A 22808-nucleotide genomic window follows, 5' to 3' on the forward strand; every position below is an offset into this window, starting at 1 on the left:
CGCGTCAGTCGGTCAGCGGCCGCCTCGGCTTTCCGTTAGGACCAGCCTATTATGAAATCACTATTGCACTATCGATTTGTGTAAATACATTATCTTTGATCGAGTTACCATCCATAGCAGTAACTACTGTGCGATTAGGAACGCTAACGATAAACGCCAAATCCTTCATTAATATCAAGGATTCTTTACTTCCTTTAGCAGCAGCTTTGTCCACAGCAGATGAAATTTGATCCAGCTGACCGCTACCAAGCTCTATCCCTCTTTGTTCTAGGCGCTTAGCAGCATGATTGCTGAATTTTAATAGTTTCTGTTGCAGCAAACTCTCAAAAGAAGCTTCCCCCGCCACAGACTGCTTAGGCAGCGAAGATCGTTGTAACGTTGTAGAATGCAGGGACGCAGGATACAGCTGGCCTATAGTAAGCCTGTCACTCATATGCTCGCCCCGCTTCCTCCGCTATTCTCCGGAGTATTACTATCTGTACCAGAACCGCTTTCTGGCGTTGCTGCGGCATTCTGAATTTGTGTAATATCGGTTAAAGCAATTCTGTCTTTTCCCACAACCGCATATTGAATACCATTGCTAACAACGATAGATTCAACATTACCTGTCTTAGGCAGCTTTGTGGCGGTGTCTGTCCAAGTAATATCTTTACCAATCAACCCGGATACAGATCCAAGGGACTGATTCATAGCATTAAGCTGAGTAGAGATATTCATCAATTGCTCCACGGATGTAAACTGGGCCATTTGCGCAATAAATTCTTTATCTTCCATCGGTTGCATCGGATCTTGATTTTGCAGCTGAGTAATCAAAATCTTCAAAAACTGATCCTTACCTAAAGTAGAATTACCCGTTGTCCGTGCACTAGAGTCGGGAGTTGTATAATTCCACTGATCTTTAGTAGAGACCGGAACTGTTGTCGCCATAACCACTCACCTCTCTTTCGTTTGTTATTAGAGTTAAGCCTTAGCAGAAAAAGATCCACCTTGGGACTGATCTTCTTGTCCCGCATTTGAAACCCAGTCCTTCCATTCACCATTCAGCTCTGCGGCAAGAACGGCATCACTGGCTTCCTCTCTGCTTTCTTTGGAACGTCTACCCTGCTGTCCACTTCCGGAATTAGGTTGGCGTCCTTCCTGCCCCCATTGCGAATTAAGTGGGGTATTATTTTGCGTAACTTCCAGCTTCTCCACTTGAAGACCCTGAGATTGCAATGCAGCGCGAAGCTGGTTCATTTGTTGCTCCAGCATATCTTTAGCACCGGTATGTTCAGTCATGAACTGGGCAACTAAATGACCATTTTGCATTGTGATCTTAACATCAACTTGTCCGAGATTTTCTGGAAAAAGGGATATAGTCGCTTCAGCGATCCCACCTTTTTGCACAATCTCTAATTTGCCTGTAATGAAACCTGTCATTTCTTGAGCAAATTGCTGAACCGGAACAGGCGCTGCTGGCACTTCAGCCTTCAGCGGTGCTGTAATTCCTCCGCGCAGAGATAACTGACCCGCAGTAACAACCTCATGATCCCCTTCGTTAGCTGTAATTCCTAGCGTGGAATCTAGAGTGGATTCTGTTGACTTCGTTTCCCCGGTTACACCTGTCTTGATTAACGGCGTGTTCGCAGTCTCTGCTTCAGCTTCTTGCACAGTTCCTGAGGTCACTGGCGAGCTGACAACCGTATCATTTTTCACTACAACAGCTTCTCCGGAACGATTGCTCACATTCTGAAGTGTTTTATCCGTTGGATTATTTTTGCTTTCAGTGATAGCGGGCTGTTCTACGGAAGAAACAGAAGCAGCATTCACATTGCTCGTCTTTCCCTTCCCTTTATTAGTGTTAGAGGAGGACTCTTCTAAAAGCGCTGTGAAATTATTCAATAAACTGATTCCCTTAGTTGCTACTTCCTCATTGCCACTCACTGCAGCTTCCTGAATCATAGAAACTAAACTTTGCAGGTCGTCTTGAACTGCAAATCTCAATGTATCAGCATTCTGTGCCAATGGGGACAAGCTTCCAGCCACTTCTGCTTCCGTTGTAGCAGTGCCATCCTCTGTGGCATGGCTTCCAGATAAAAGTGCAGATACCTGAAGAATCCAAGCCTGTAAGGCTACCAACAGAGCAGGATCACTACTGATACTTTCATCCAGCTTCTCAACATCAGCAGCAAGTTTTTCAAGGAGATCACCCTTCTGAGTGTCTTGCCCTGCTTGCTCTTCTCCAGTCGGCTGCACTTCCTTTAACAGGCCTTGCAGCAAAGAAGCTAGATTTGCCAATAGGGGTTCAGCTGGAGTCGACGAGGTGTTGGCATTGCCTCCCATGGTTTGTACCAGGGTTTGAGCAAATGGTGCAGCTGTCGTTGTTGTGCCCGTTGTAGTCGATGTACTCCCATTTACTGCAGTTGTGTTTGCACTCACAAGCGATTGAACGACTAAACTCATTTATTTTTCACCTCCTTTCCCTATCTATTTAGCACCCATCAGACGATTAACAATTTTCGCAGTTTGCGCGCTATCATTTTTAGTCATTTCTCCCAAAATAGATGAACGAACACTATCACTTACGGTATTCATAATCGTCACAACCTTATCAGGGCTAATCTTGTACATTTCTCCTAGTAACGATGCTGCATTAGCAGGAGTCATTGAACTGAAGGTCTGATTCAACTTTTCCTTATCCAAATTCGTACTAGTTGTCGCAGTTGCTGTTGTACCGGCGTCTTTCTTCAATCTAGATTGAAGAGCTGCAATCGCCATGTCACTCGAAGATGTAGTTTCTTTTAACTTTATCGTTACATCTGCAGCTTTTTGCGGATCCATTTTTTCCAAAATCGCAGTTTTACTCGCTTTACTCATGACACTGAAGATCTGCACCATTTCTTCTGTAGTTAAATTCTCCATGATCGGTGCAGCCTTTGAAGCTTTCATGCCCGCATACAGCTTAGCCAAATCAGAAACCTGTTTCTGATAAGGATCCTCAGCTTCTTCTGTGCTTGCCTCTGCGGTTTCAGCTTCCTTCTTCATTCCTTCAATCTGTGACTCTAGCGCCTGAACCTTGGTATCCTGGGCAGTTTTTTCATCTGTAACCTTCTTCAGGTTTTCTTCCTGCTGGGCGAGCTGAGCTTTAAGCTCCTTAATCGTTGTCGCTGAGCTCACTTCCTGCTTTTTGCTTTCTTCCTTCGGTTTAGAAGGATCTGCAGGCGGATCAGGAACCCATTTTTCCAGGATAGGAATTTTATTCGCAACTTCAAGTACATTATTACGAATGTCCATATTAAAAAGCGTCAACAGTACTCCAAGCAGTACTAGCGTGAATATAATCGGTATCATTAAGAATAAGAACCGCTCAAATTTCCCCGCTGACCCTTCATTTTCAAGTTCCATATCATTATCAATATTAGCCACTAGCGGAAACCTCCCGGGTTAGAGGGATTTCATCGCGAAGCGGACGGTTGCCATCTCATCCAGTTCGTTTTGTTCCCGTAAAATCATACTTTGCTGAAACAATGTCTCAGCCTTGTCTTTTGCCTTCAACCATACTTTTTCATCTAAAACCTTAGTGCTTAACTGATCTTGTTTCTTCTGGACTTCTTGATGTGCACGGCTAATGTCCGTATGCTTACGGGCAATGCATTTATCCAGATATTCCACATACTCCTGCATTTCACGAATCTTAACCATAGGTGTCTTTTGCTCTGCGGCATTTTGTAAGGATAGCATGATAGCACTCCGCTGAAAGATGAGTTCATCCAGGCTTCTTTCCTGTGCCTGCAATTCTCCAAGCGCGCTTGAGAGCATCCATTCTGCCTGTGTCTTCTCATTGCCCTTCAAGTCAACGACTTTTTGAAAAGTATAATGAAACCTCATAATACCGAATCAACTCCTTGAGAACTGTGAAATTAAAGACTGTTGAACTTCAGCCAGCGTAACTTTTTCATTCACCTTTTGTTTGGTGAAATCCCATATACTGTCGATAAATTCCATCGACTCGTCGATTTGAGCATTAGAGCCTCTCTGATAAGCTCCAATATTAATCAAATCCTCTGAATCCTTGTAAACGGCCATAAGGCGCTTCACATTCTCCGCTGCTGCAATCTGTTCTTCTGGAGCAATATCCTTCATTACTCGACTTATGCTGGAAAGAACATCTATTGCTGGAAAGTGTCCTTTGTTAGCAATGTTTCGATTGAGTACGATATGTCCGTCAAGTATTCCTCTGACTGCATCTGCGATTGGCTCGTTCATGTCATCACCATCAACTAGTACCGTGTAGAAGGCTGTTATAGAGCCTGTAGGACCTGTACCAGCACGTTCCAGCAGTTTGGGTAAGCTTGCAAACACCGAAGGTGTATATCCCCGCATGGCTGGCGGCTCTCCAACTGCAAGTCCAACTTCACGTTGGGCCATAGCATAACGGGTGACCGAATCCATCATCAGCATTACATTAAGGCCTCGATCGCGGAAATACTCGGCAATCGTTGTAGCGATAAGCGCACCTTTTATGCGAATCAATGCAGGTTGGTCTGAGGTAGCAACAATTACTACGGATCGCTGCAAGCCCTCTGGTCCCAAATCTCGTTCAATGAAATCCAATACTTCTCTGCCACGCTCACCAATCAGAGCAATAACATTTACGTCAGCTGATGTATTCCGGGCAATCATCCCCATCAAAGTACTCTTACCGACCCCCGAGCCAGCAAAAATACCGACCCGTTGTCCCTTGCCAATCGTTAGCAAACCGTCAATCGCTCTCACACCGATACTAATGGGCTCCTGCACCCGCGGTCTATTAAGTGGATTGGAAGGAATATTAAAGGTAGAGCTATGTGGCATTCGTGCTGGAATGAGAGAGCCATCAAGCGGCTGCCCCAGACCATCCAGTACTTTTCCTAATAATTCAGAACCTACTTGCACGCTAAGCGGCTTACCAGTGCCCACTACATCACAACCAGGTCCAATCGCCTGCAGTTCACCAAGTGGCATCAATAGTACCTTGTTATCACGGAAACCAACGACCTCAGCTTGCAGCGGTTTGTTTCCTTTAGAAGGGTAGATGTAGCATACATCACCTATACTTGCGTCAGGACCTTCCGATTCAACCATTAGACCGATTACCTGCGTCACTTTCCCATTGATCCTCACCGGATCGAGATTACGAAGTTGCTCCTTATAACGGTTGCTATTAAGCATCGTCTTCCCCATTTCTCTGCTCATCGGTGTCCAGCGCAATTCTTACCAGCTCTTTTTTGATCTCTGCGAGCTGAGTGTCGATTCGAGCATCTATGCTGCCAAAGGAAGAGCGGATAACACATCCTTGGTCTTTTACCGTTGAGTCGGGCAAGATTTGCAGTTCAGCCTGTGAATCAACAGCTAGTGATAATTCTTCCCGAGCAGCATTCACAAAAGCGAACTGCGCTGGGGATACACAAAGTGAGATCAAACCCTGTTCTCGCTTACGAGCCAGATTTTTGCGAATTAAGTCCATTGCGAATTGTGGCTCTACTGTTAATTGCTTGTCCACAATTTTTTCTGCAATATCACAGCTTAACTCTACTAAAAAAGGCTCCGCTTCCTGAATAATAACTTCTCTAGCTTTATAAGCCTCAGTCAAAACAGCACGCGCTTCTTCCATCATCTCTGCAATCTTATGCTTCATCTCTTCCTCAGCCTGAGAAACACCTTCCTCATAACCTTGCTGATGAGCTTCAGCTTTGATAGCTTCGATCAGATGTTCATCCTGCTCACGCCGTTGTTTCCACCACTCTTCAGCCTCCGCTTTCGAGGACTCTACAATCTGTTCCGCTTCAAGAGATGCATTCCGAACCTGCTCTTCAGCAAAATCCTGAGCGTCCTTAAGCATTTGCTTACGCGTCTCTTCTGCCTCTTCACGTGCGGGATCATGATAGTCAGTCTCGCTTAAAGTCTCCTCGGGAACGGGCTCCTCAGTTAGGCCCGCATATTGCCGGGCCTGTTCCAATCTTTTAAAGACATCAACCGGAACATACTGGGAGTGTTTGATCAGCTTAGACAATGATGTCATCTCCTCCGCCACGAGCGATGATAATTTCACCAGACTCTTCGAGTCTGCGGATCGTGCCTACAATACGAGTCTGTGCTTCTTCAACATCACGCAGCCGCACAGGACCCATGTATTCCATTTCTTCTCGGAACGTTTCTGCCATACGCTTGGACATATTTCTGAAAATAACATCCCGTACTTCTTCGCTGGCAACCTTGAGAGCAAGCTGTAGATCCGCATTATCAATATCACGGATAATGCGTTGGATCGAACGATTGTCCACATTGACAATATCTTCGAATACGAACATCCGTTTCTTGATCTCTTCGGCAAGTTCTGGATCTTGAATTTCGAGAGAATCCAGAATCGTACGTTCTGTCCCCCGGTCAACCCCATTCAAGATTTGTACAATCGATTCGATACCACCAGCATTTGTATAATCCTGAGTTACTGTAGCGGAAAGCTTCTGCTCCAGCACACGTTCAATTTGCGTAATTACCTCCGGAGAGGTGCTGTCCATAACAGCAATTCTTCTCGCCACCTCTGCCTGCTTCTCTTGAGGAAGCGAGGAGAGGATTGCGGCAGCTTGTTCAAATTGCAGATAAGACAATACAAGTGCAATAGTCTGTACATTTTCATTCTGGATAAAGTTGAGAATCTGATTAGGATCCGCTTTTCGTGCAAAATCGAAAGGTCTTACTTGCAATGTTGCAGTCAGACGATTAATGACCTCCATTGCTTTTGTTGACCCAAGCGCTTTCTCCAGAATTTCTTTAGCGTAGTTAATACCGCCTTGTGATATATATTCCTGGGCGAGGCATATCTGATGGAATTCAGACATGATCGACTCTTTTTCACTGCTGTCCACTTTGCGAACATTGGCAATTTCAAGAGTCAGCTGTTCAATTTCCTCGTCTCTTAAATGTTTGAAAATTTGCGCCGATACCTCGGGCCCTAGTGTGATAAGCAGGATCGCAGCTTTTTGACGGCCACTAAGTCCCTGCTGGCTAGCCTTTGCCATTAGTTCACCTCTGTTCGTCTGCAAGCCATGTACGCAGCAGATTTACGAATTCGTCTGGCTTCTTCTTGGCCAAACTTTCCAATTGCTTACGAACTTGACTTTCATTCGTCACGCTCTCCAAGTTAATAGAAGGAAATTCAGTAGGAACCTGCAATGGAATGTCTTCATCTTCCTCTTCCACAGTCTGTTTACGACTCCGGTAGATTAGATATCCTCCACCTGCTCCAACCAGCAATGCTGCTGCTCCGATAGCCCATATCATCCAAGAAGCGAGACCACCTTTAACGGTGTTGGCATCGGTGCCACCAAATTGTTGCGAGTAGACCGAAACCTTTTTGGTCAAATCAGCGTCTGTATATGTAGTACCTGAATCTGCAAGAGAAGCGCGAACAATATTCACCAAAATATTTTGAATTGCAGCTGATGTTGCATCATCTAAAGTTTTTTCTCCTGAAGGTGGTTCAACTGCAACATTTATGGTTAAGTCTTTAACAGTATACGGACTAGCAATAACATCTTTAGTAATTCGGTTAACTTCGTAGTTCCTCGTTTCAGAAGATTCCTCCGAGGTAGAAGTATCCGCACCCGCATCAGAAGGATAGCCCGTAACATCTTGAGAACCAGTGCCAGCCACTCCGCCAGTCGTGTTTCCTTGACCCGAATACGAATTACTAATTATCTGTGAACTGATCTCAATCCCCTTCATGTTCTCTGTATCCACAGGGGTAACAAGATCTTCCTTCCGGTTTTCCTTGTCAAAGTTCAACTTTGAGAACACAAGAACATCCACTTTATCAGGACCGGTAAGAGTGCTAAGGAATTGTTTCACATTTTTCTTTACTTCTTCTTCGAATTTTTTCTGAAGAGCGAAGTTTTCTTCAACTTGGTTTGTGACTCCAGCCTGTCCACCTTTAGCTGTTGGCATTAATTCAATTTCATTATTTGCAATGGTAATGTTGTCAATTGGCAAATTGGGCACAGCAGTTTTCACAAGATTGAAATACCCGTCAATATTGTCTTGAGTAGGTCTAAATCCTGGATCAAATGAAAGCACAACGGATGCAGATGCCTGCTCCTGATCAGCCTGTGAGGCAAAAACTGTCTCTTTAGGCAAATTAATCAGCACTTTTGCATCTTTAATCCCTTGCATGCGTCTCATTAACTGTTCAACTTCACCGTTTAATGCATTATTGTACTTCACGTTAAACTCGCTATCTGTTGTACCAATCATCGATGAGTTTTCATCAAAGACTTTATATCCGATAGAACCACCTTGAACAATCCCCTGAGAACCGATATCCACCTTGACCCGAGCTGCTTCTGTACTTGGTACAGAAATACTCTTTCCATCTTGACTTAATCGGTATGAAACACCTGCTGAATCTAAGGCTTTCATTACTCCAGCCGAATCCGTACTGTCCAAATCTTGAAATGCTACTTCATATTCTGTTTTTGAAAGCTGCATGGTCATAACTACGATTATTATTAGAATGATAAACAATGTTGAAAAGAATAAAATCTTCTGTTTACCACTAAATCTGTTCCAATACAAGAGAACCTTCTCCCGATATTGGGCAAATCTTTCATTCACAGTGTCACCCCATCCGAAACTAAGCTAGGATTTATTATATTTGAGTTCTCATAATTTCTTGATAGGCTTCAATCACTTTGTTCCGGACTTGTGTAGTCAACTGTAAACTCAGTAGAGCCTGTTGGGAAGAAATCATCACTTCGTCAATGTTCACTTCTCCCAATACAAATTTATTACTCATATCCTTAGCTTGTTGTTCCTGATCAGCCACTTTATTGAGCGCATCCTCAAGATAAGAGCCAAAGCTCTCCATCGAATTAGCAGGAGTGGATGAAACTTCGGAAGATGTCGGTTTCATAGCAAGCTGCTGTACAGCCTGAACCCCATTAGATATATTCTGTATCAACTGTTTCCCCCCCCTTAAGTTAATTAACATTCATTTATCTACCAATTTCGAGTGCCTTGCTTACCATAGCCTTGGATGCATTAAGCATCGTGACATTGGCATCATAAGAACGAGATGCAGATAACATATCAACCATTTCTTTGGTAATGTCTACGTTTGGCATATAGACATATCCTTCAGCATCCGCATCAGGATGGCTCGGATTGTATACCGGTTTCAATGGTGAAGTGTCTTCTATGATCGACTGCACCTTAACCCCTTCATTGCTATTGTTCATTTTCGAATTTAGTATATTCGAGAATTTATTACTTTCGTTCGTTTCCAAAACCACCAACTTACGTCGGTAAGGAACAGCCTTGCCATCAACCACGGATGCTCTTGTAGTTTCAGCGTTGGCTACGTTGGAAGAAATTACATCCATCCGCAACCGTTGAGCCGTTAATGCAGATGCGCTGATCCCAAAACTACTACCAAAGTTCATACTCTCTTATCCTCCTTGAATTACGGCTCGCATCATCGAAATCTGGCTGTTAATCTGTTCAACATAAGAACTATACCTAAGCTGGTTCTCTGCGCTTAACGCCATTTCGCGATCTACATCCACATTATTGTCGTTATTGTTCATAGAGGTAGTTTCATCAGTATTTTCAACAGCAGCGGGAACAATTGTGTTGCTGCCAAATTGATAATGCCGGGTATCCGAAACTTTCGCTCTAAGTGTAGATTGGATTCCACTTTCCTGTTGTTGCAGGATACTTTCGAATGAAACATCAGAACGTTTGAAATTGGGCGTATCTTGATTAGCCACGTTATTTGCTAGAGCACTTTGTCGTTTATAGGCAGCATCAATGCCTCCCTGCAATCGTTGAAAACTGACACTATTCAGCAATCCCAAGACAATTCCTCCTTTCAAAGCTATCATAATGAAAAGAATTCCACAACTTCCATCAAAAAACCTGCTTGCTTTCGACAAATAAAGAAGAAAAATACTCAAAATTTACGGTATTCCGTCGAACGCTGTCGCAATGAACAACACTTAGCATTTTCACATACATTGATTTTCATTTAATTTGTATATTATTACAATAAGAAATAAGCCCTATCTTTTTAGAAAAGACAGGGCTTTTAGCACTTTATTACTATTTATTTACATTTTTAACTCATTATTTTCTTTTTAATTGCATGTTTTGACATATTTTTACGTTTCCACGACACCAATTTGTAATTTATCTAATCCGTTATGCCCAAATTCAAAATACATAGATTTTTTGTTTTTTTGTCGCTTTAAAGAATATACTGACTTAAATCACGATCCTGAGCTATACTTGCCAATTTCTCGCGCACATACTCTGGGGTAATAACCATTTTCTCCAAAGTCAGCTCAGGGGCTTCAAAAGAAAGATCCTCTAACAGCTTCTCCAAAATAGTATGAAGACGCCGTGCACCTATATTCTCCATATTTTGATTCACTGAAGCCGCTATTTTGGCGATCTCATGTATAGCATCCTTCTGGAATTCCACTTCTAAATTTTCTGTTTTAAGCAGATTCACATATTGTTTAGTTAAAGCATTCTCTGGTTCCGTCAAAATAGAAACGAAATCCTCTAACGTTAGACTGCTCAGCTCTACGCGAATCGGAAAACGGCCTTGAAGTTCTGGAATCAAATCTGAAGGCTTAGCAATATGGAAAGCTCCGGCAGCCATAAAGAGTACATAGTCCGTCTTCACAGGACCGTATTTCGTCATAATGGTTGAACCCTCTACAATCGGCAAAATATCCCGTTGCACGCCTTCACGCGACACATCCGGTCCAGACCCTTTTCCCTGACTTGCTACTTTATCGATTTCATCGATAAAAATAATGCCTGATTGTTCAGCCCGAGTCACGGATTCCTGGATCACATCATCCATATCAATCAGCTTAGCCGCCTCATCCTGAATGAGTACCTTGCGCGCTTCGCGAATAGGAAGCTTACGTTTCTTCGTCCGCTTAGGCAGCAAACTGCCGAACATCTCTTGCATATTCATACCCATTTGGTCGTTACCTTGACCTGCAAACATATCCATCATAGTTGGCGCTGTATCCTCAACATCAATTTCAATGATGTCATCTTCCAGCTGACCAGCTAACAGCTTAAATCTAACCCCACGGCGGCGTTCACTTAAACTTCCATCCTGCTCAGTGTCTTCTTTAGAGTCCTCTTGTGCAGAATTCCCTCCAAAAATCATCTCGAAAGGATTCTTTTGTGATTTATTTTTGGAAGAGGAAGGGACCAATATAGAAACGATCCGCTCATTAGCCAGTTCTTCCGCACGATCCTTAACCTTCTCCGTACGCTCAAGCTTGACCATACGAATAGAAGTCTCTACCAGATCACGAACCATAGATTCCACATCTCGACCTACATAACCGACCTCAGTGAATTTAGTAGCCTCCACTTTGATGAACGGTGCATTAACAAGCTTTGCTAGACGCCGGGCGATCTCTGTCTTACCCACACCTGTAGGTCCGATCATCAGGATGTTCTTAGGGACGACTTCATCACGCAGTTCCTCTGTTAGCAGACTGCGCCGATACCGATTACGGAGCGCAACAGCTACCGATTTCTTGGCTTGCTTCTGACCTACGATATATTTATCCAATTCGGCTACAATTTGACGGGGTGTAAGCGATTGATTCACCATCGTGAATTCCTCCTTGTCTCTATGGCACTGAGTCTATAATTGTTCAACAATAATGTTGGAATTAGTGTACACACAAATTTCAGATGCTACCTGAAGCGATTCTCTAGCAATATCCGCAGCGGAAAGATTGGGTGCATGACGTTTGAGTGCTCGACCTGAAGCCAGCGCAAAATTACCACCGGAACCAATCGCAAGAACGTCATCATCCGGTTCGATAATTTCACCATTTCCGGAGATCAGGAGCATTCCTTCCTTATCCATAACAATCATCAAAGCTTCAAGCTTCCGAAGAATACGATCTTGACGCCAGTCCTTCGCTAATTCAACTGCAGCCCGCTGCAGGTTCCCATGATGCTCCTCCAGCTTGCCCTCGAATTTTTCGAATAGGGTAATAGCATCCGCAACGGACCCCGCAAAACCTGCTATTACTTGTCCTCTGTACAGGCGACGGACTTTTCTGGCCGTCGTCTTCATAATAACACTCTCTCCGAATGTAACCTGTCCATCACCTGCTATAGCTGCCTGTCCGTTATGTCTTACAGCACAAATTGTAGTCGCATGAAAGCTGGGTACCATGATTGTAAGTTACCTCCTTAAGATGGGCTTTGTTCGATATCGACAACCTCCGGCTCCGAATAAGCGAGTCCTGTACGGTTGGCATACTCGGCAAGACTGTCCAGAGCGCGATGAGCTAACATTTCATTCTTTTCCTTCTTATTGCGGATCTTCTTCTCTACCTTCGGCAACAGACCGAAATTGGCATTCATAGGCTGAAAATGCTCTGGATCGGCTGAAGTAATATAAGCTGGCATGCTGCCTAGAACAGTATCCTGCGGGAAGATCAGTCCTTCCTGTCCGAGTGCTGCCCGTGCAGCATTAATACCAGCTATGAGCCCGGAAGCAGCTGATTCAACATAACCTTCTACACCTGTCATCTGTCCAGCAAAAAAGAGTCTTTCCTTGCCTTTCATCTGATAGGTAGGGTGCAGAAGTTTAGGAGAATTAATAAATGTATTTCTGTGCATCACACCATAACGAACATATTCAGCATTCTCAAGACCTGGGATCAGCGAGAATACACGCTTCTGCTCGCCCCATTTCAAATGGGTCTGAAAACCAACAAGATTGTAAAGTGTGCCGGCAGCGTTATCCTGACGGAGTTGCACAACCGCGTAAGGAAGTTTACCTGTATGCGGATTGATAAGTCCTACTGGCTTCATTGGGCCAAATAACGCTGTTTGCTTACCGCGTTTCATCATGATTTCAATAGGCATACAGCCTTCAAAGTATATCTCTTTCTCAAAATCCTTGAGAGCTGCTGTTTCAGCAGAAATCAACGCATCATAAAACACGTCGAACTCCTCTTCTGTCATCGGACAGTTCAGATAAGCCGCTTCTCCCTTATCATAACGGGAAGCCAAATACACCTTGTTCATATCAATGGTGTCTTTCTCAACAATCGGTGCTGCTGCATCATAGAAGTAGAAATACTCTTCACCCAGCAGCCCTTTTATTTCAGCAGATAATGCCGGTGAAGTTAGAGGGCCCGTTGCAATAACAACAATCCCTTCCTCCGGTATATGCGTAAGTTCTTCATTTATGACTTCAACGAGCGGATGATTATGCAAAGTATGGGTGATCTCACCTGAGAATCCGTCACGATCTACGGCGAGTGCTCCTCCTGCGGGTACCGCGTGTCGGTCAGCAGCACCTAATACAAGAGAGTTCAAACGCCGCATTTCTTCCTTCAATACACCTACAGCATTTCCTAGTCCATTCGCACGCAAGGAGTTGCTGCATACCAGTTCAGCAAATTGATTCGTGTGATGGGCTGGTGTCTTTACTACGGGTCTCATCTCATATAATCTTACCGGTACTCCTAGTGATGCTATTTGCCAAGCGGCTTCGCTTCCTGCGAGACCCGCTCCAATTACTGTTACTTTTGCTGTATCTGACACTGTCTTTTTTCCTCCCATAGAGACTATTAATCTGCTAATTCTTCTTCGTTGTCTAGAACCGCCTCTGTATGATCACAAGACGTACATTGTAGCTTGGTTCCTTGCTTATTACGTTTCTCAATCATCCAAGATCCACATGATGGACATGGTTTTATAGAAGGTCTATCCCATGAAACGAAATCACAACCAGGGTACTGATCGCAGCCATAGAAAACACGCCCTTTTTTACTGCGTCGCTCCACAACCTTACCTTCATGACATTTAGGACAAGTTACGCCAATATCCTTGATAATCGGTTTTGTGTTTCGGCAATCAGGAAAGCCAGAGCATGCTAGGAATTTTCCAAAGCGACCCAGCTTATACACGAGAGGTTTGCCGCATTTCTCACAGATCTCATCAGAGACTTCATCTTCAATCTCAATTTCTTTCATCTCTTCTTCCGCGAACACCAAACGCTTCTCAAACGATTCGTAAAACTCTGCAAGAACCTTTACCCAGTCTTCTGAGCCCTCTTCCACATGGTCAAGATCCCCTTCCATGTTCGCCGTGAACTCAACGTTTAGGATTTCCGGGAAAAATTGCTCCATCTGCTCTATAACAAGCTCGCCAAGTTCGGTTGGCATGAATTTTTTCTCTTCAATAGCCACATACCCACGCTTCTGGATGGTTTCCAGCGTTGGGGCATATGTACTTGGACGGCCTATACCCAGCTCCTCAAGCGTCTTTACAAGTCTTGCTTCCGTATATCGTGGAGGCGGTTGTGTAAAGTGCTGCTTAGGCTCGATCTCCTGCTTATTTAAAGCATCTCCCGCTTGAAGCGGCGGCAAATACTTGTCTTCATCTGTAGTTCCGTCATCGTTGCCTTCTACATAAACCTTCATGAACCCGGGGAATGAAACCTTCGAACCAACAGCTCTGAATGTAGCAGTACCTGCAGCAATATCGACCGAAAGCGTATCCAGCAGGGCAGAAGACATCTGACTTGATACGAACCGCTCCCACACTAGCTTGTAGAGACGGAATTGATCACGGCTCAAGAACTCTTTGACCATTTCAGGTTCGCGTAATGCCGAGGTAGGACGAATCGCTTCATGCGCTTCCTGTGCTCCAGCTGCCTTTTTAGAATACTGCCGTGGGGATTCTGGCAAGAACTTCTCACCATACTTAGCTGTTATAAGCTCTTTAGCTTCATCCTGAGCGGTGACAGAGAGACGCGTGGAGTCTGTACGCATATAAGTGATCAAACCTACGGTACCTTCTTTACCGAGTTCCACACCTTCGTATAGCTGCTGTGCAACAGACATTGTCTTAGCGGCACGGAATCCAAGCTTACGGGCTGCTTCCTGTTGTAGGGAGCTGGTGGTAAAAGGAGCCGAAGGATGACGTTGTCTTTCCTTCTCCTTCACATCACTCACCTTAAAAGATGCGTTCTTAATGGCTTCAAGAACCTCCTGAACATCACTTTCCTGGTTCAGTTCTTTTTTCACACCATTCAGCTTATGAAACTTAGCTTCAAAGACGGAATCCCGTATTCCAAGCTTGGCTGTTATGCTCCAATATTCGGTGGGTACAAAAGCGGAGATTTCATTCTCACGATCCATAATGATCTTCACGGCAACGGATTGTACACGTCCAGCAGATAAACCTTTTTTGACTTTCTTCCATAATAGAGGGCTAATCTTGTACCCTACCAGTCGATCCAGAATACGTCTAGCCTGCTGTGCATTCACGAGATCCATATTAATCTTACGCGGTGTCTTAAAAGCATCTTTTACCGCTTGTTTGGTGATCTCATTAAAAACAACTCTGCATTCTTGTGTATTATCTAAATCCAGCGCATGCGCCAAATGCCAAGCAATTGCTTCCCCTTCGCGGTCGGGGTCAGCTGCGAGATAAACTTTTTTAACTTTTTTACTAGCGTCTTTCAATTCCTTCAATATAGATCCTTTACCGCGGATAGTAATATATTTGGGACTGAAATCATTCTCCACCTCAACACCAATTTGACTCTTCGGTAGATCTCTAATATGTCCCATTGATGCCTTTACAATATATTTACTACCTAGATATTTGCCAATTGTCTTCGCTTTTGCAGGCGACTCGACAATAACTAATGCATCTGCCATAGACTCTTCCTCCTCGTTAACACTCGCACCTCTATATTAAATTACCTTATAAATAGCTCCTGGTAATTGTGTTACCGCTTTTTTTATGATTAAAGATAACAGAACTGAATGCAAATGTCCAAAATCCCATCCTGTTCTTACAAGCAGATCGTCCAATATAAAAGGGCCTTGATGCAGTATATGGTATAGGTGAGACTCCTCATTTGTCAATTTCTTTTCAATCATAAAGTCGTCTGCTGTCTGTTCGGTAGTGCTATTATTCCCTGTTTTTATTACGTTTGTCGGCAAATAAGAAGTATATTCTTCTATAATATCTAATCCACTGGTTACCAGCTTTGCACCCTGTTTGATAAGCTCTAACGCCCCTCTGCTCTTAGGTGATGTGATAGGTCCGGGAACTGCGAAGACATCCCTTCCAGCTTCCAAGGCAGCATCGGCTGTAATAAGTGATCCACTGCGACTGTCAGCCTCCACGACCACTGTCCCCCGTGATAAACCTGCTATGATCCGATTACGCTGTGGAAATAATCCAGGATGACTTTTAGTTCCAAGAGGATACTCTGTGATGACAAGCCCTTTTTGAGAGATACGCCGCTCCAGCTCAATATTCTCAGTTGGATAGACTTTGTCCAACCCTGTTGCCACTACCGCTATCGTCCCTCCACCGCTTCTTAGCGCCGCTTCATGACAAATGCTATCGATCCCCCTCGCAAGTCCGCTAACCACCGTTAGACCTGCTGCACTAAGCTCCTCCGCGAGAATCTCCCCTACCTTTCGTCCATATGCTGTTGGCACACGAGTGCCAACCATCGCCACACTAGGAGTTGATAACAGTTCCAATCGACCTCGATAATAAAGGATCCACGGTGGCTGTGTCGTCTCCTTCAACAAAACAGGATAAGCCGCATCAAACACAGTTACCATCTTCACTGCACATTCTTCCATTAATAAGCGCCTTTTGGCGATCCACTCTAACGTATATATGGAAGCAAGATAATTCGACAGCTTTCTGTTCAATCCGATCGTTTCCCAATCTTTTGCACTACAGGAAAATGCTCGTTCTGACATTAAGCCGGCTCTGCGGATCTTGTCGATACTCTTCCAGCCAATCCCCTCCACTTCATTAAAACCAAACAGCAGATCTTTTTCTTCCATATAAGTTTACTCTCCTTTAATGGAAGGGTTAGCCTTCCCTATTTGTAACATGAATTTGACGAATGCAATATTTTCTTTTAATTCAATATTTTTCTATATTAAAAAACAAAAAAAGCAACCTTTCATCCCTTGGATAGGAACAAAAGGTTGCTTACCTCTGAAATAATTATACACGAAAGAAGCCCACTCGCGTAGAGTGAATTCCTTCAATTATATAAAATAATTAATGCGTTGTAAATGCGCTAAGAATACCGCGTTCTTCAAGCACACTCACAAGCGTTGAGCCCATTTCGGCAGGTGTAGGAGCGACCTTGATTCCGCACGATTCAAGTACGGCAATTTTCTCACTCGCTGTTCCTTTGCCTCCGGAAATAATAGCACCCGCATGCCCCATACGTTTGCCAGGAGGGGCAGTAGCACCGCCAATAAACCCTACAACCGGCTTAGTCATATGCTCACGAATCCACTCTGCTGCTTCTTCCTCTGCGGTTCCGCCAATTTCACCAATCATGATGACTGCCTTTGTACCCGGATCCTCATTAAAAAGCTTCAGAATATCAATAAACTCCGAGCCTTTAACAGGGTCTCCGCCAATACCTACAGCTGAAGATTGCCCGATTCCACGCGTGGTCAGCTGATGAACAGCCTCATAGGTTAGAGTTCCGCTGCGCGAGACAACACCTACATACCCTGGCATATGAATATAACCCGGCATAATTCCTATTTTGCATTCCCCAGGAGTGATAACTCCCGGACAGTTGGGTCCGATCAATACAGTAGAGCGCCCCTCCATATAACGGGACACCTTTACCATATCAAGCACTGGAATCCCTTCGGTAATACAAATCACCAAGTCGAGTTCTGCGTCCACGGCTTCCATTATGGAGTCTGCTGCGAATGCTGGCGGTACATAGATTACACTAGCGGTTGCGCCTGTAGCCGCCTTAGCAGCTACAACAGTATCGAATACCGGAAGGCTAACCTCACTGCCATTTTCAAGCGTGATATTGACAGATGTTCCACCTTTACCCGGTGTTACCCCTCCAACCATCTGTGTTCCATAATCCAGCGCACCTTTAGTATGGAACAAACCCGTTGATCCTGTAATTCCTTGCGTGATAACTTTCGTATTTTTATCTACAAGAATGCTCATGCCTTAAGTCACATCCCTACTTATATTGTCAAATACGATAACTGGCTTCCTAAATCAGGCCATTATTGCACAAGAGACACAATCTTACGGGCACCGTCCGCCATAGAATCAGCAGCAACAATATTAAGTCCCGATCCAGCCAAAATCTGCTTGCCTAATCCAACATTTGTTCCCTCAAGACGCACAACCAGCGGTTTGGTCAAACCCAGTTGACTAGCCGCTTCTACAACACCGTTAGCGATAACATCACAGCGCATAATACCGCCGAAAATATTAACAAAAATCCCGTTCACCTTTTCATCCGATAAAATGATTTTAAAGGCTTCTGTTACCTTCTCGGTCGTTGCACCGCCCCCTACATCCAGGAAGTTGGCGGGTTCGCCCCCATAATACTTAATAATATCCATAGTCGCCATCGCGAGACCTGCACCGTTTACCATGCACCCAATATTGCCATCAAGCGCAATATAGCTAAGGTCATACTTCGAGGCTTCGATTTCCTTTAAATCCTCTTCATCCAAATCCCGCAGCTCTAGAATATCCTTATGACGGAACAAGGCATTGGAATCAAAATTCAGTTTGGCATCCAGTGCCATCACATTCCCATCCGCAGTCACTACCAATGGGTTAATTTCGGCAATAGAGCAATCTTTATCCACGAAAGCTAAATATAGCGCTTGCATGAATTTCACAGTTTTGCCTACCAGCTCATTGGGAATAGAGATGCTGTAAGCCAGCTTGCGCGCCTGGAAAGTCTGCAAACCCACTGCCGGATCAATGATCTCTTTAAAAATTTTCTCCGGATGTGTTGCAGCTACTTCTTCAATCTCAGTACCGCCTTCTTCAGAAGCCATCATGACCACTCGGCCAGTTCCTCTGTCAACTACGATACCAATGTAATACTCCTTAACAATTTGACAACCCTCTTCAATGAGCAGTCTTTTTACTACCTTACCCTCCGGTCCAGTCTGGTGAGTTACTAGAGTCTTTCCAAGAATCTCAGTTGCGTAACTACGCACCTCATCGATATTCTTAGCAACCTTTACTCCTCCAGCTTTACCGCGTCCACCTGCGTGAATCTGAGCTTTAACTACAACAACTGGTGTGCTCAGTGACTCTGCGGCTTCTACCGCTTCCTCCACTGTATAAGCTACTTTTCCATTCGGTACGGCTACACCGTACTTCTTAAGCACTTCTTTTCCCTGATACTCGTGGATATTCATAGCGGTAGCCTCCTAAAGTAGCGTGGTGACTAAACAGGCAGCCTGTCGTCATCTCGCTTTCCGTTTTGATTGCCGCGGGGTTAGGGATAGGCTGATGTTATACATGCAGCACTATTCCGGAACCAGCAGAAACTGATCTACCACTCGTAAAAAGAATGGCACTATTTCTGCAAGAGACATTGTGTAAATCTATAAGACTAAGCTTATATTTACCTATATGCCATACAAAGGAACCCAGAATAGTGTAACATGTTTTTAAAACGCTTACCTTAAATATATTCATGATTTGTACACATTTTTTCGCTTGATTTCATGCCGAAATGCGAACGATCGCATTGACTCCTTACTACGCTTACTTTTTACTATCTTGGATATTAGCTTCGTGAACACGATTCAATAAGTCTTTAAACTGATCAAGTAGCTCTATGGATTCATTATTAGTCAGTGTCGTTTCTTCCATCATTTTGCCGGGAATACACACGGCATCACTTTGGAGTGCCCAGCCTTGTTTCGTTAGTGAGATTAATACTTTTCGCTCATCCTGCATCGAGCGTTCACGTATAATCAGGCCTGCGGCTTGCAAGCGCTTCAATAGCGGAGTCAGCGTTCCTGAATCCAAAAATAACGCCTCACCAATCTCTTTCACTGTACATTGCTGCCGTTCCCATAACACAAGCATTACTAGGTATTGGGAGTAAGTTAAACCGATCTTATCCAAATACGGTTGGTACAGCTTTGTAATCTCACGCGAGCAAGCATAAATGGTAAAACAGAGCTGATTCTCGATCAGCAGCTCTGGGGTTGTAGTCATTTTCTGCATATCTTCTTCACTCATTTTCATATTTATTCACCTGCCTTATCTCTTTATTTTATCATAATTCACTCACACATCATAATAATAGCAAAAAATTAATTTGACTTTTATATTAATTGTGATAAATTAGATTGTACACAAACTAATTAATGAATAGGAGAGATTTATTATGATGACAATTCAACAAAAGATGTATGAAACAACAGTTAAAGCGGTTGGGGGAAGAAACGGTTATATAGAATCAGAAAGTCCTAAACTCAACCTTACGATCAGTACACCACGCGAAATGGGTGGTGCCGGTGGTGAAGGTACTAATCCTGAACAATTATTTGCAGCTGGCTACTCCGCTTGTTTTGACAGTGCCCTAAACATGGTTGCTCGACTTGGCAAAGTGAAGATTGAAGGCAGTGAAGTTACGGCTACTGTTAGCTTTGGTAAAGTTGAAGATGGCGGGTTCGGCATTGCGGTTAAGCTTGACGTGCTGGTTAAAGGCGTTGACAGAGAAACCGCAGCATCTTTGGTAGAAGCTGCCCATGGCGCATGTCCTTACTCCCGTGCTACTCGTGGCAATATCGAAGTAGAATTGAATGTACTGTAAGAAATTATAGAGAAAAATGTATGTGAAATTCACTAAACGATCTAACCTTCGTTTGAATACGTGGCATTTCGCATTCGAAGTAGCTAACGGACACAGTTGATCTTAAACGCAACTTAATCCCATATTTGGAATGCTATCGGACCTCATGGAAGCTATTGGAATGAAAATCACCCAATATAACCTTCTTCCGAAGGAATAGCGTCTCCAGAGTCCGAACCTACGCTCCAAGGGCTAAAAACTTGCAAATAACGTCCTCTAGGTCCGTTCCGTAAACATCAGAGGATAATAATGATTCGGCGGTGTTCGTAACTAACGGTCCATAATATAGAGCAGCGATTCTCCCATAACGGGAATCGCTGCTCTTTTATCTTTATTCCTCCGCTATTACCTGCCGATCCAGATTACGGTATTGCACAGCTTCCGCGAGATGTGCAGAAGAAATATCCTGTGCACCCTCTAGATCAGCTATGGTACGGGATAGCTTAATAATCCGATCATGCGCTCGCATGCTTAGACCTAAATTCTCCAAAATGTCATACAGCATTTGAGCACTCTCTCGGTTTAGGCTCGCATATTTCCGAAGGGAAGCACCGGAAAGTTCACTGTTCCATGAAATCGCCAGTCGTTTGTAACGTTTAGCTTGGATGGCCTGAGCAGCCAACACCTCCGCACGCATATCTGCTGACGATAAAACATGCCCCTGCCGATCCCATTCCTTCGGGCGGGGAACATCAACCTGTAAGTCGATCCGATCCAATAAAGGACCAGATATTTTTGCCCGATATTGGGCAATCCTGGCAGGACTACAGGTACAATTTTGCTGGGAGATACCGCTTCCAAAAAAGCCGCAGCTGCACGGATTCATCGATGCAGCGAGCATGAATTTGGCAGGAAAAGTAAAGGAAGCTCGGGCACGACTTATAGTAACCACCCCATCTTCGAGGGGCTGTCGCAGCACTTCAAGTACATTCCGAGAGAATTCTGGCAATTCATCCAGAAACAGAATACCTCGATGTGCAAGACTTACCTCACCTGGCTTGGGAATACCGCCCCCTCCAATTAATCCGGCAGAAGATATCGTGTGGTGTGGAGAACGAAATGGACGACTTCGCAGCAAACCGTTGTGTGCATCCTTCAAATTTCCAGCCGCACTAAAAATTTTGGTTACCTCCAGCGCCTCACTGTCCGACAATTGCGGAAGGATACTGGGAAGGCGTTTGATCAGCATCGTCTTGCCTGTGCCAGGTGGACCGATGAGCATAATATTATGCATTCCTGCAGCCGCGATAGTTAGTGCTCTTTTCACATGTTGCTGTCCAAGCACATCACTGTAATCATCCATAATCTCATTAGCTTCGGAAGAAGCAGCCTCAGAATCAGAATATATAGGGTTATATTTGAGATGCTCTACAGAAAGAACAAGCACCGGAGGTTGTTCTTTTGCCCCCGCCCCCATACTCACGGATACAGGAAAAGGAAGTGGTGATCCTTCAGATTCTTCTTTAGGAACTAGCTTATCTATAATCGGACCAAAGCTGGCCACAGGTTCAGCAGCATTCACTAACGCTTGCAAATGGTTGAGGGTGTAAACATTCATGCCACTGATTAAAGCGGCTTCTGCCGCATTGCCCTGCGGGAGCAGAACGGCTTTAAACCCGCTTTTACGCGCTGCTTCAACCATCGGCAGCACACCCGATACCGGACGCAGACTGCCGTCGAGCGCAAGCTCTCCAATTAAAAGCATCTCTTGAGCTGAAGGCATAATCAACTGGCCACTAGTTATCAGTATGCCTAAAGCAATCGCTAGATCAAAAGCGGAACCTTCTTTACGCAGGTCAGCTGGGGCAAGATTGATCGTAATACGCTGCTGTGGATAGCGGTAACCGCAATTTTTAACGGCAGCCCTAACTCGTTCAACAGCCTCGCGAATTGCTGAATCTGGTAAGCCAATGATATTCGTCTGCGGCAATCCATTTGCAAGATCGATTTCCACACCAATCATTACCCCTTCAATCCCATACAGACACGCGCTAAACATTTTCCCATACATAATAAAAACACCTCATCTCCTGAAATACACCCTAATTTGGGGTGTCATAGCTTCAAGAAAAAAGGTGCT

The 22808-nt window shown here is 44.3% G+C and carries 22 protein-coding genes; 1 reads left to right on the forward strand and 21 read right to left on the reverse strand.

Annotated features, from left to right (window positions below; all coding sequences use genetic code 11):
• Positions 1-49 precede the first annotated feature (49 nt).
• The 20 genes from NSQ66_RS18315 to NSQ66_RS18410 form a co-directional block, all read right to left on the reverse strand.
• The gene (locus NSQ66_RS18315; RefSeq protein ID WP_036688541.1) at positions 50-433 is read right to left on the reverse strand and encodes a TIGR02530 family flagellar biosynthesis protein; all 384 of its coding nucleotides are present in this window, start codon (positions 431-433) and stop codon (positions 50-52) included.
• On the reverse strand, positions 430-927 hold the full coding sequence (locus NSQ66_RS18320) for a flagellar hook capping FlgD N-terminal domain-containing protein (RefSeq protein ID WP_036688543.1): 498 nt from the start codon (positions 925-927) through the stop codon (positions 430-432). The genes NSQ66_RS18315 and NSQ66_RS18320 overlap by 4 nt, the downstream gene beginning before the upstream one ends.
• Positions 928-960: 33 nt before the next feature.
• Positions 961-2442, reverse strand: a complete 1482-nt coding sequence (locus NSQ66_RS18325) for a flagellar hook-length control protein FliK (RefSeq protein ID WP_076141000.1) — start codon at positions 2440-2442, stop codon at positions 961-963.
• A gap of 24 nt (positions 2443-2466) precedes the next feature.
• Positions 2467-3384: a kinesin gene (locus NSQ66_RS18330; RefSeq protein ID WP_036689098.1), complete on the reverse strand. Its 918-nt coding sequence runs from the start codon at positions 3382-3384 to the stop codon at positions 2467-2469.
• 39 nt (positions 3385-3423) lie between these two features.
• Positions 3424-3867 carry a flagellar export protein FliJ gene (fliJ, locus tag NSQ66_RS18335; RefSeq protein ID WP_038571963.1) on the reverse strand — a complete coding sequence of 148 codons (444 nt, stop codon included), beginning with the start codon at positions 3865-3867 and terminating at the stop codon, positions 3424-3426.
• 9 nt (positions 3868-3876) lie between these two features.
• Positions 3877-5190, reverse strand: a complete 1314-nt coding sequence (gene fliI / locus NSQ66_RS18340) for a flagellar protein export ATPase FliI (protein ID WP_036688546.1) — start codon at positions 5188-5190, stop codon at positions 3877-3879.
• Positions 5183-6031 carry a FliH/SctL family protein gene (locus tag NSQ66_RS18345; RefSeq protein ID WP_036688548.1) on the reverse strand — a complete coding sequence of 283 codons (849 nt, stop codon included), beginning with the start codon at positions 6029-6031 and terminating at the stop codon, positions 5183-5185. Before NSQ66_RS18345 ends, fliI begins: the two co-directional genes overlap by 8 nt.
• On the reverse strand, positions 6024-7040 hold the full coding sequence (fliG, locus tag NSQ66_RS18350; protein ID WP_038571969.1) for a flagellar motor switch protein FliG: 1017 nt from the start codon (positions 7038-7040) through the stop codon (positions 6024-6026). Before fliG ends, NSQ66_RS18345 begins: the two co-directional genes overlap by 8 nt.
• A gap of 4 nt (positions 7041-7044) precedes the next feature.
• A complete protein-coding gene (gene fliF, locus NSQ66_RS18355) occupies positions 7045-8631 on the reverse strand; it encodes a flagellar basal-body MS-ring/collar protein FliF (protein WP_076106359.1) in 1587 nt (528 codons plus the stop codon).
• Between the two features lie 34 nt (positions 8632-8665).
• Positions 8666-8977: a flagellar hook-basal body complex protein FliE gene (gene fliE, locus NSQ66_RS18360; protein ID WP_036688553.1), complete on the reverse strand. Its 312-nt coding sequence runs from the start codon at positions 8975-8977 to the stop codon at positions 8666-8668.
• A gap of 34 nt (positions 8978-9011) precedes the next feature.
• Complete coding sequence (gene flgC / locus NSQ66_RS18365) at positions 9012-9458, reverse strand: flagellar basal body rod protein FlgC (protein ID WP_036688555.1); 447 nt, start codon at positions 9456-9458, stop codon at positions 9012-9014.
• A 6-nt stretch (positions 9459-9464) separates the two neighbouring features.
• On the reverse strand, positions 9465-9872 hold the full coding sequence (gene flgB, locus NSQ66_RS18370) for a flagellar basal body rod protein FlgB (RefSeq protein ID WP_038571975.1): 408 nt from the start codon (positions 9870-9872) through the stop codon (positions 9465-9467).
• 389 nt (positions 9873-10261) lie between these two features.
• On the reverse strand, positions 10262-11662 hold the full coding sequence (gene hslU, locus NSQ66_RS18375) for an ATP-dependent protease ATPase subunit HslU (RefSeq protein ID WP_076141002.1): 1401 nt from the start codon (positions 11660-11662) through the stop codon (positions 10262-10264).
• Between the two features lie 33 nt (positions 11663-11695).
• Positions 11696-12238, reverse strand: coding sequence for an ATP-dependent protease subunit HslV (gene hslV, locus NSQ66_RS18380; RefSeq protein WP_036688562.1), 543 nt, complete (start codon positions 12236-12238; stop codon positions 11696-11698).
• A 17-nt stretch (positions 12239-12255) separates the two neighbouring features.
• Complete coding sequence (gene trmFO, locus NSQ66_RS18385; RefSeq protein WP_076141003.1) at positions 12256-13638, reverse strand: FADH(2)-oxidizing methylenetetrahydrofolate--tRNA-(uracil(54)-C(5))-methyltransferase TrmFO; 1383 nt, start codon at positions 13636-13638, stop codon at positions 12256-12258.
• 8 nt (positions 13639-13646) lie between these two features.
• On the reverse strand, positions 13647-15746 hold the full coding sequence (gene topA / locus NSQ66_RS18390) for a type I DNA topoisomerase (protein ID WP_036688567.1): 2100 nt from the start codon (positions 15744-15746) through the stop codon (positions 13647-13649).
• Positions 15747-15782: 36 nt separating this feature from the next.
• Entirely contained in the window at positions 15783-16901 is a 1119-nt protein-coding gene (gene dprA, locus NSQ66_RS18395) for a DNA-processing protein DprA (protein WP_076143838.1), read from the reverse strand.
• 223 nt (positions 16902-17124) lie between these two features.
• A complete protein-coding gene (gene sucD, locus NSQ66_RS18400) occupies positions 17125-18054 on the reverse strand; it encodes a succinate--CoA ligase subunit alpha (RefSeq protein WP_036688571.1) in 930 nt (309 codons plus the stop codon).
• A gap of 62 nt (positions 18055-18116) precedes the next feature.
• Positions 18117-19277, reverse strand: a complete 1161-nt coding sequence (gene sucC, locus NSQ66_RS18405; RefSeq protein ID WP_038571984.1) for an ADP-forming succinate--CoA ligase subunit beta — start codon at positions 19275-19277, stop codon at positions 18117-18119.
• A gap of 352 nt (positions 19278-19629) precedes the next feature.
• The gene (locus NSQ66_RS18410; RefSeq protein WP_232061396.1) at positions 19630-20112 is read right to left on the reverse strand and encodes a MarR family transcriptional regulator; all 483 of its coding nucleotides are present in this window, start codon (positions 20110-20112) and stop codon (positions 19630-19632) included.
• 148 nt (positions 20113-20260) lie between these two features.
• Here NSQ66_RS18410 and NSQ66_RS18415 point away from each other — a divergent pair, with 148 nt between their 5' ends.
• Positions 20261-20689 (forward strand): organic hydroperoxide resistance protein, encoded by a 429-nt coding sequence (locus NSQ66_RS18415; RefSeq protein ID WP_036688575.1) that lies wholly within the window; start codon positions 20261-20263, stop codon positions 20687-20689.
• A 370-nt stretch (positions 20690-21059) separates the two neighbouring features.
• On the opposite strand, the gene NSQ66_RS18420 is transcribed toward NSQ66_RS18415, so the two are convergent.
• A complete protein-coding gene (locus NSQ66_RS18420; RefSeq protein ID WP_076141005.1) occupies positions 21060-22739 on the reverse strand; it encodes a YifB family Mg chelatase-like AAA ATPase in 1680 nt (559 codons plus the stop codon).
• Positions 22740-22808: the final 69 nt, after the last annotated feature.

The organism is Paenibacillus sp. FSL H3-0329 (assembly GCF_037963285.1).
Taxonomy (GTDB): domain Bacteria; phylum Bacillota; class Bacilli; order Paenibacillales; family Paenibacillaceae; genus Paenibacillus_AQ; species Paenibacillus_AQ odorifer.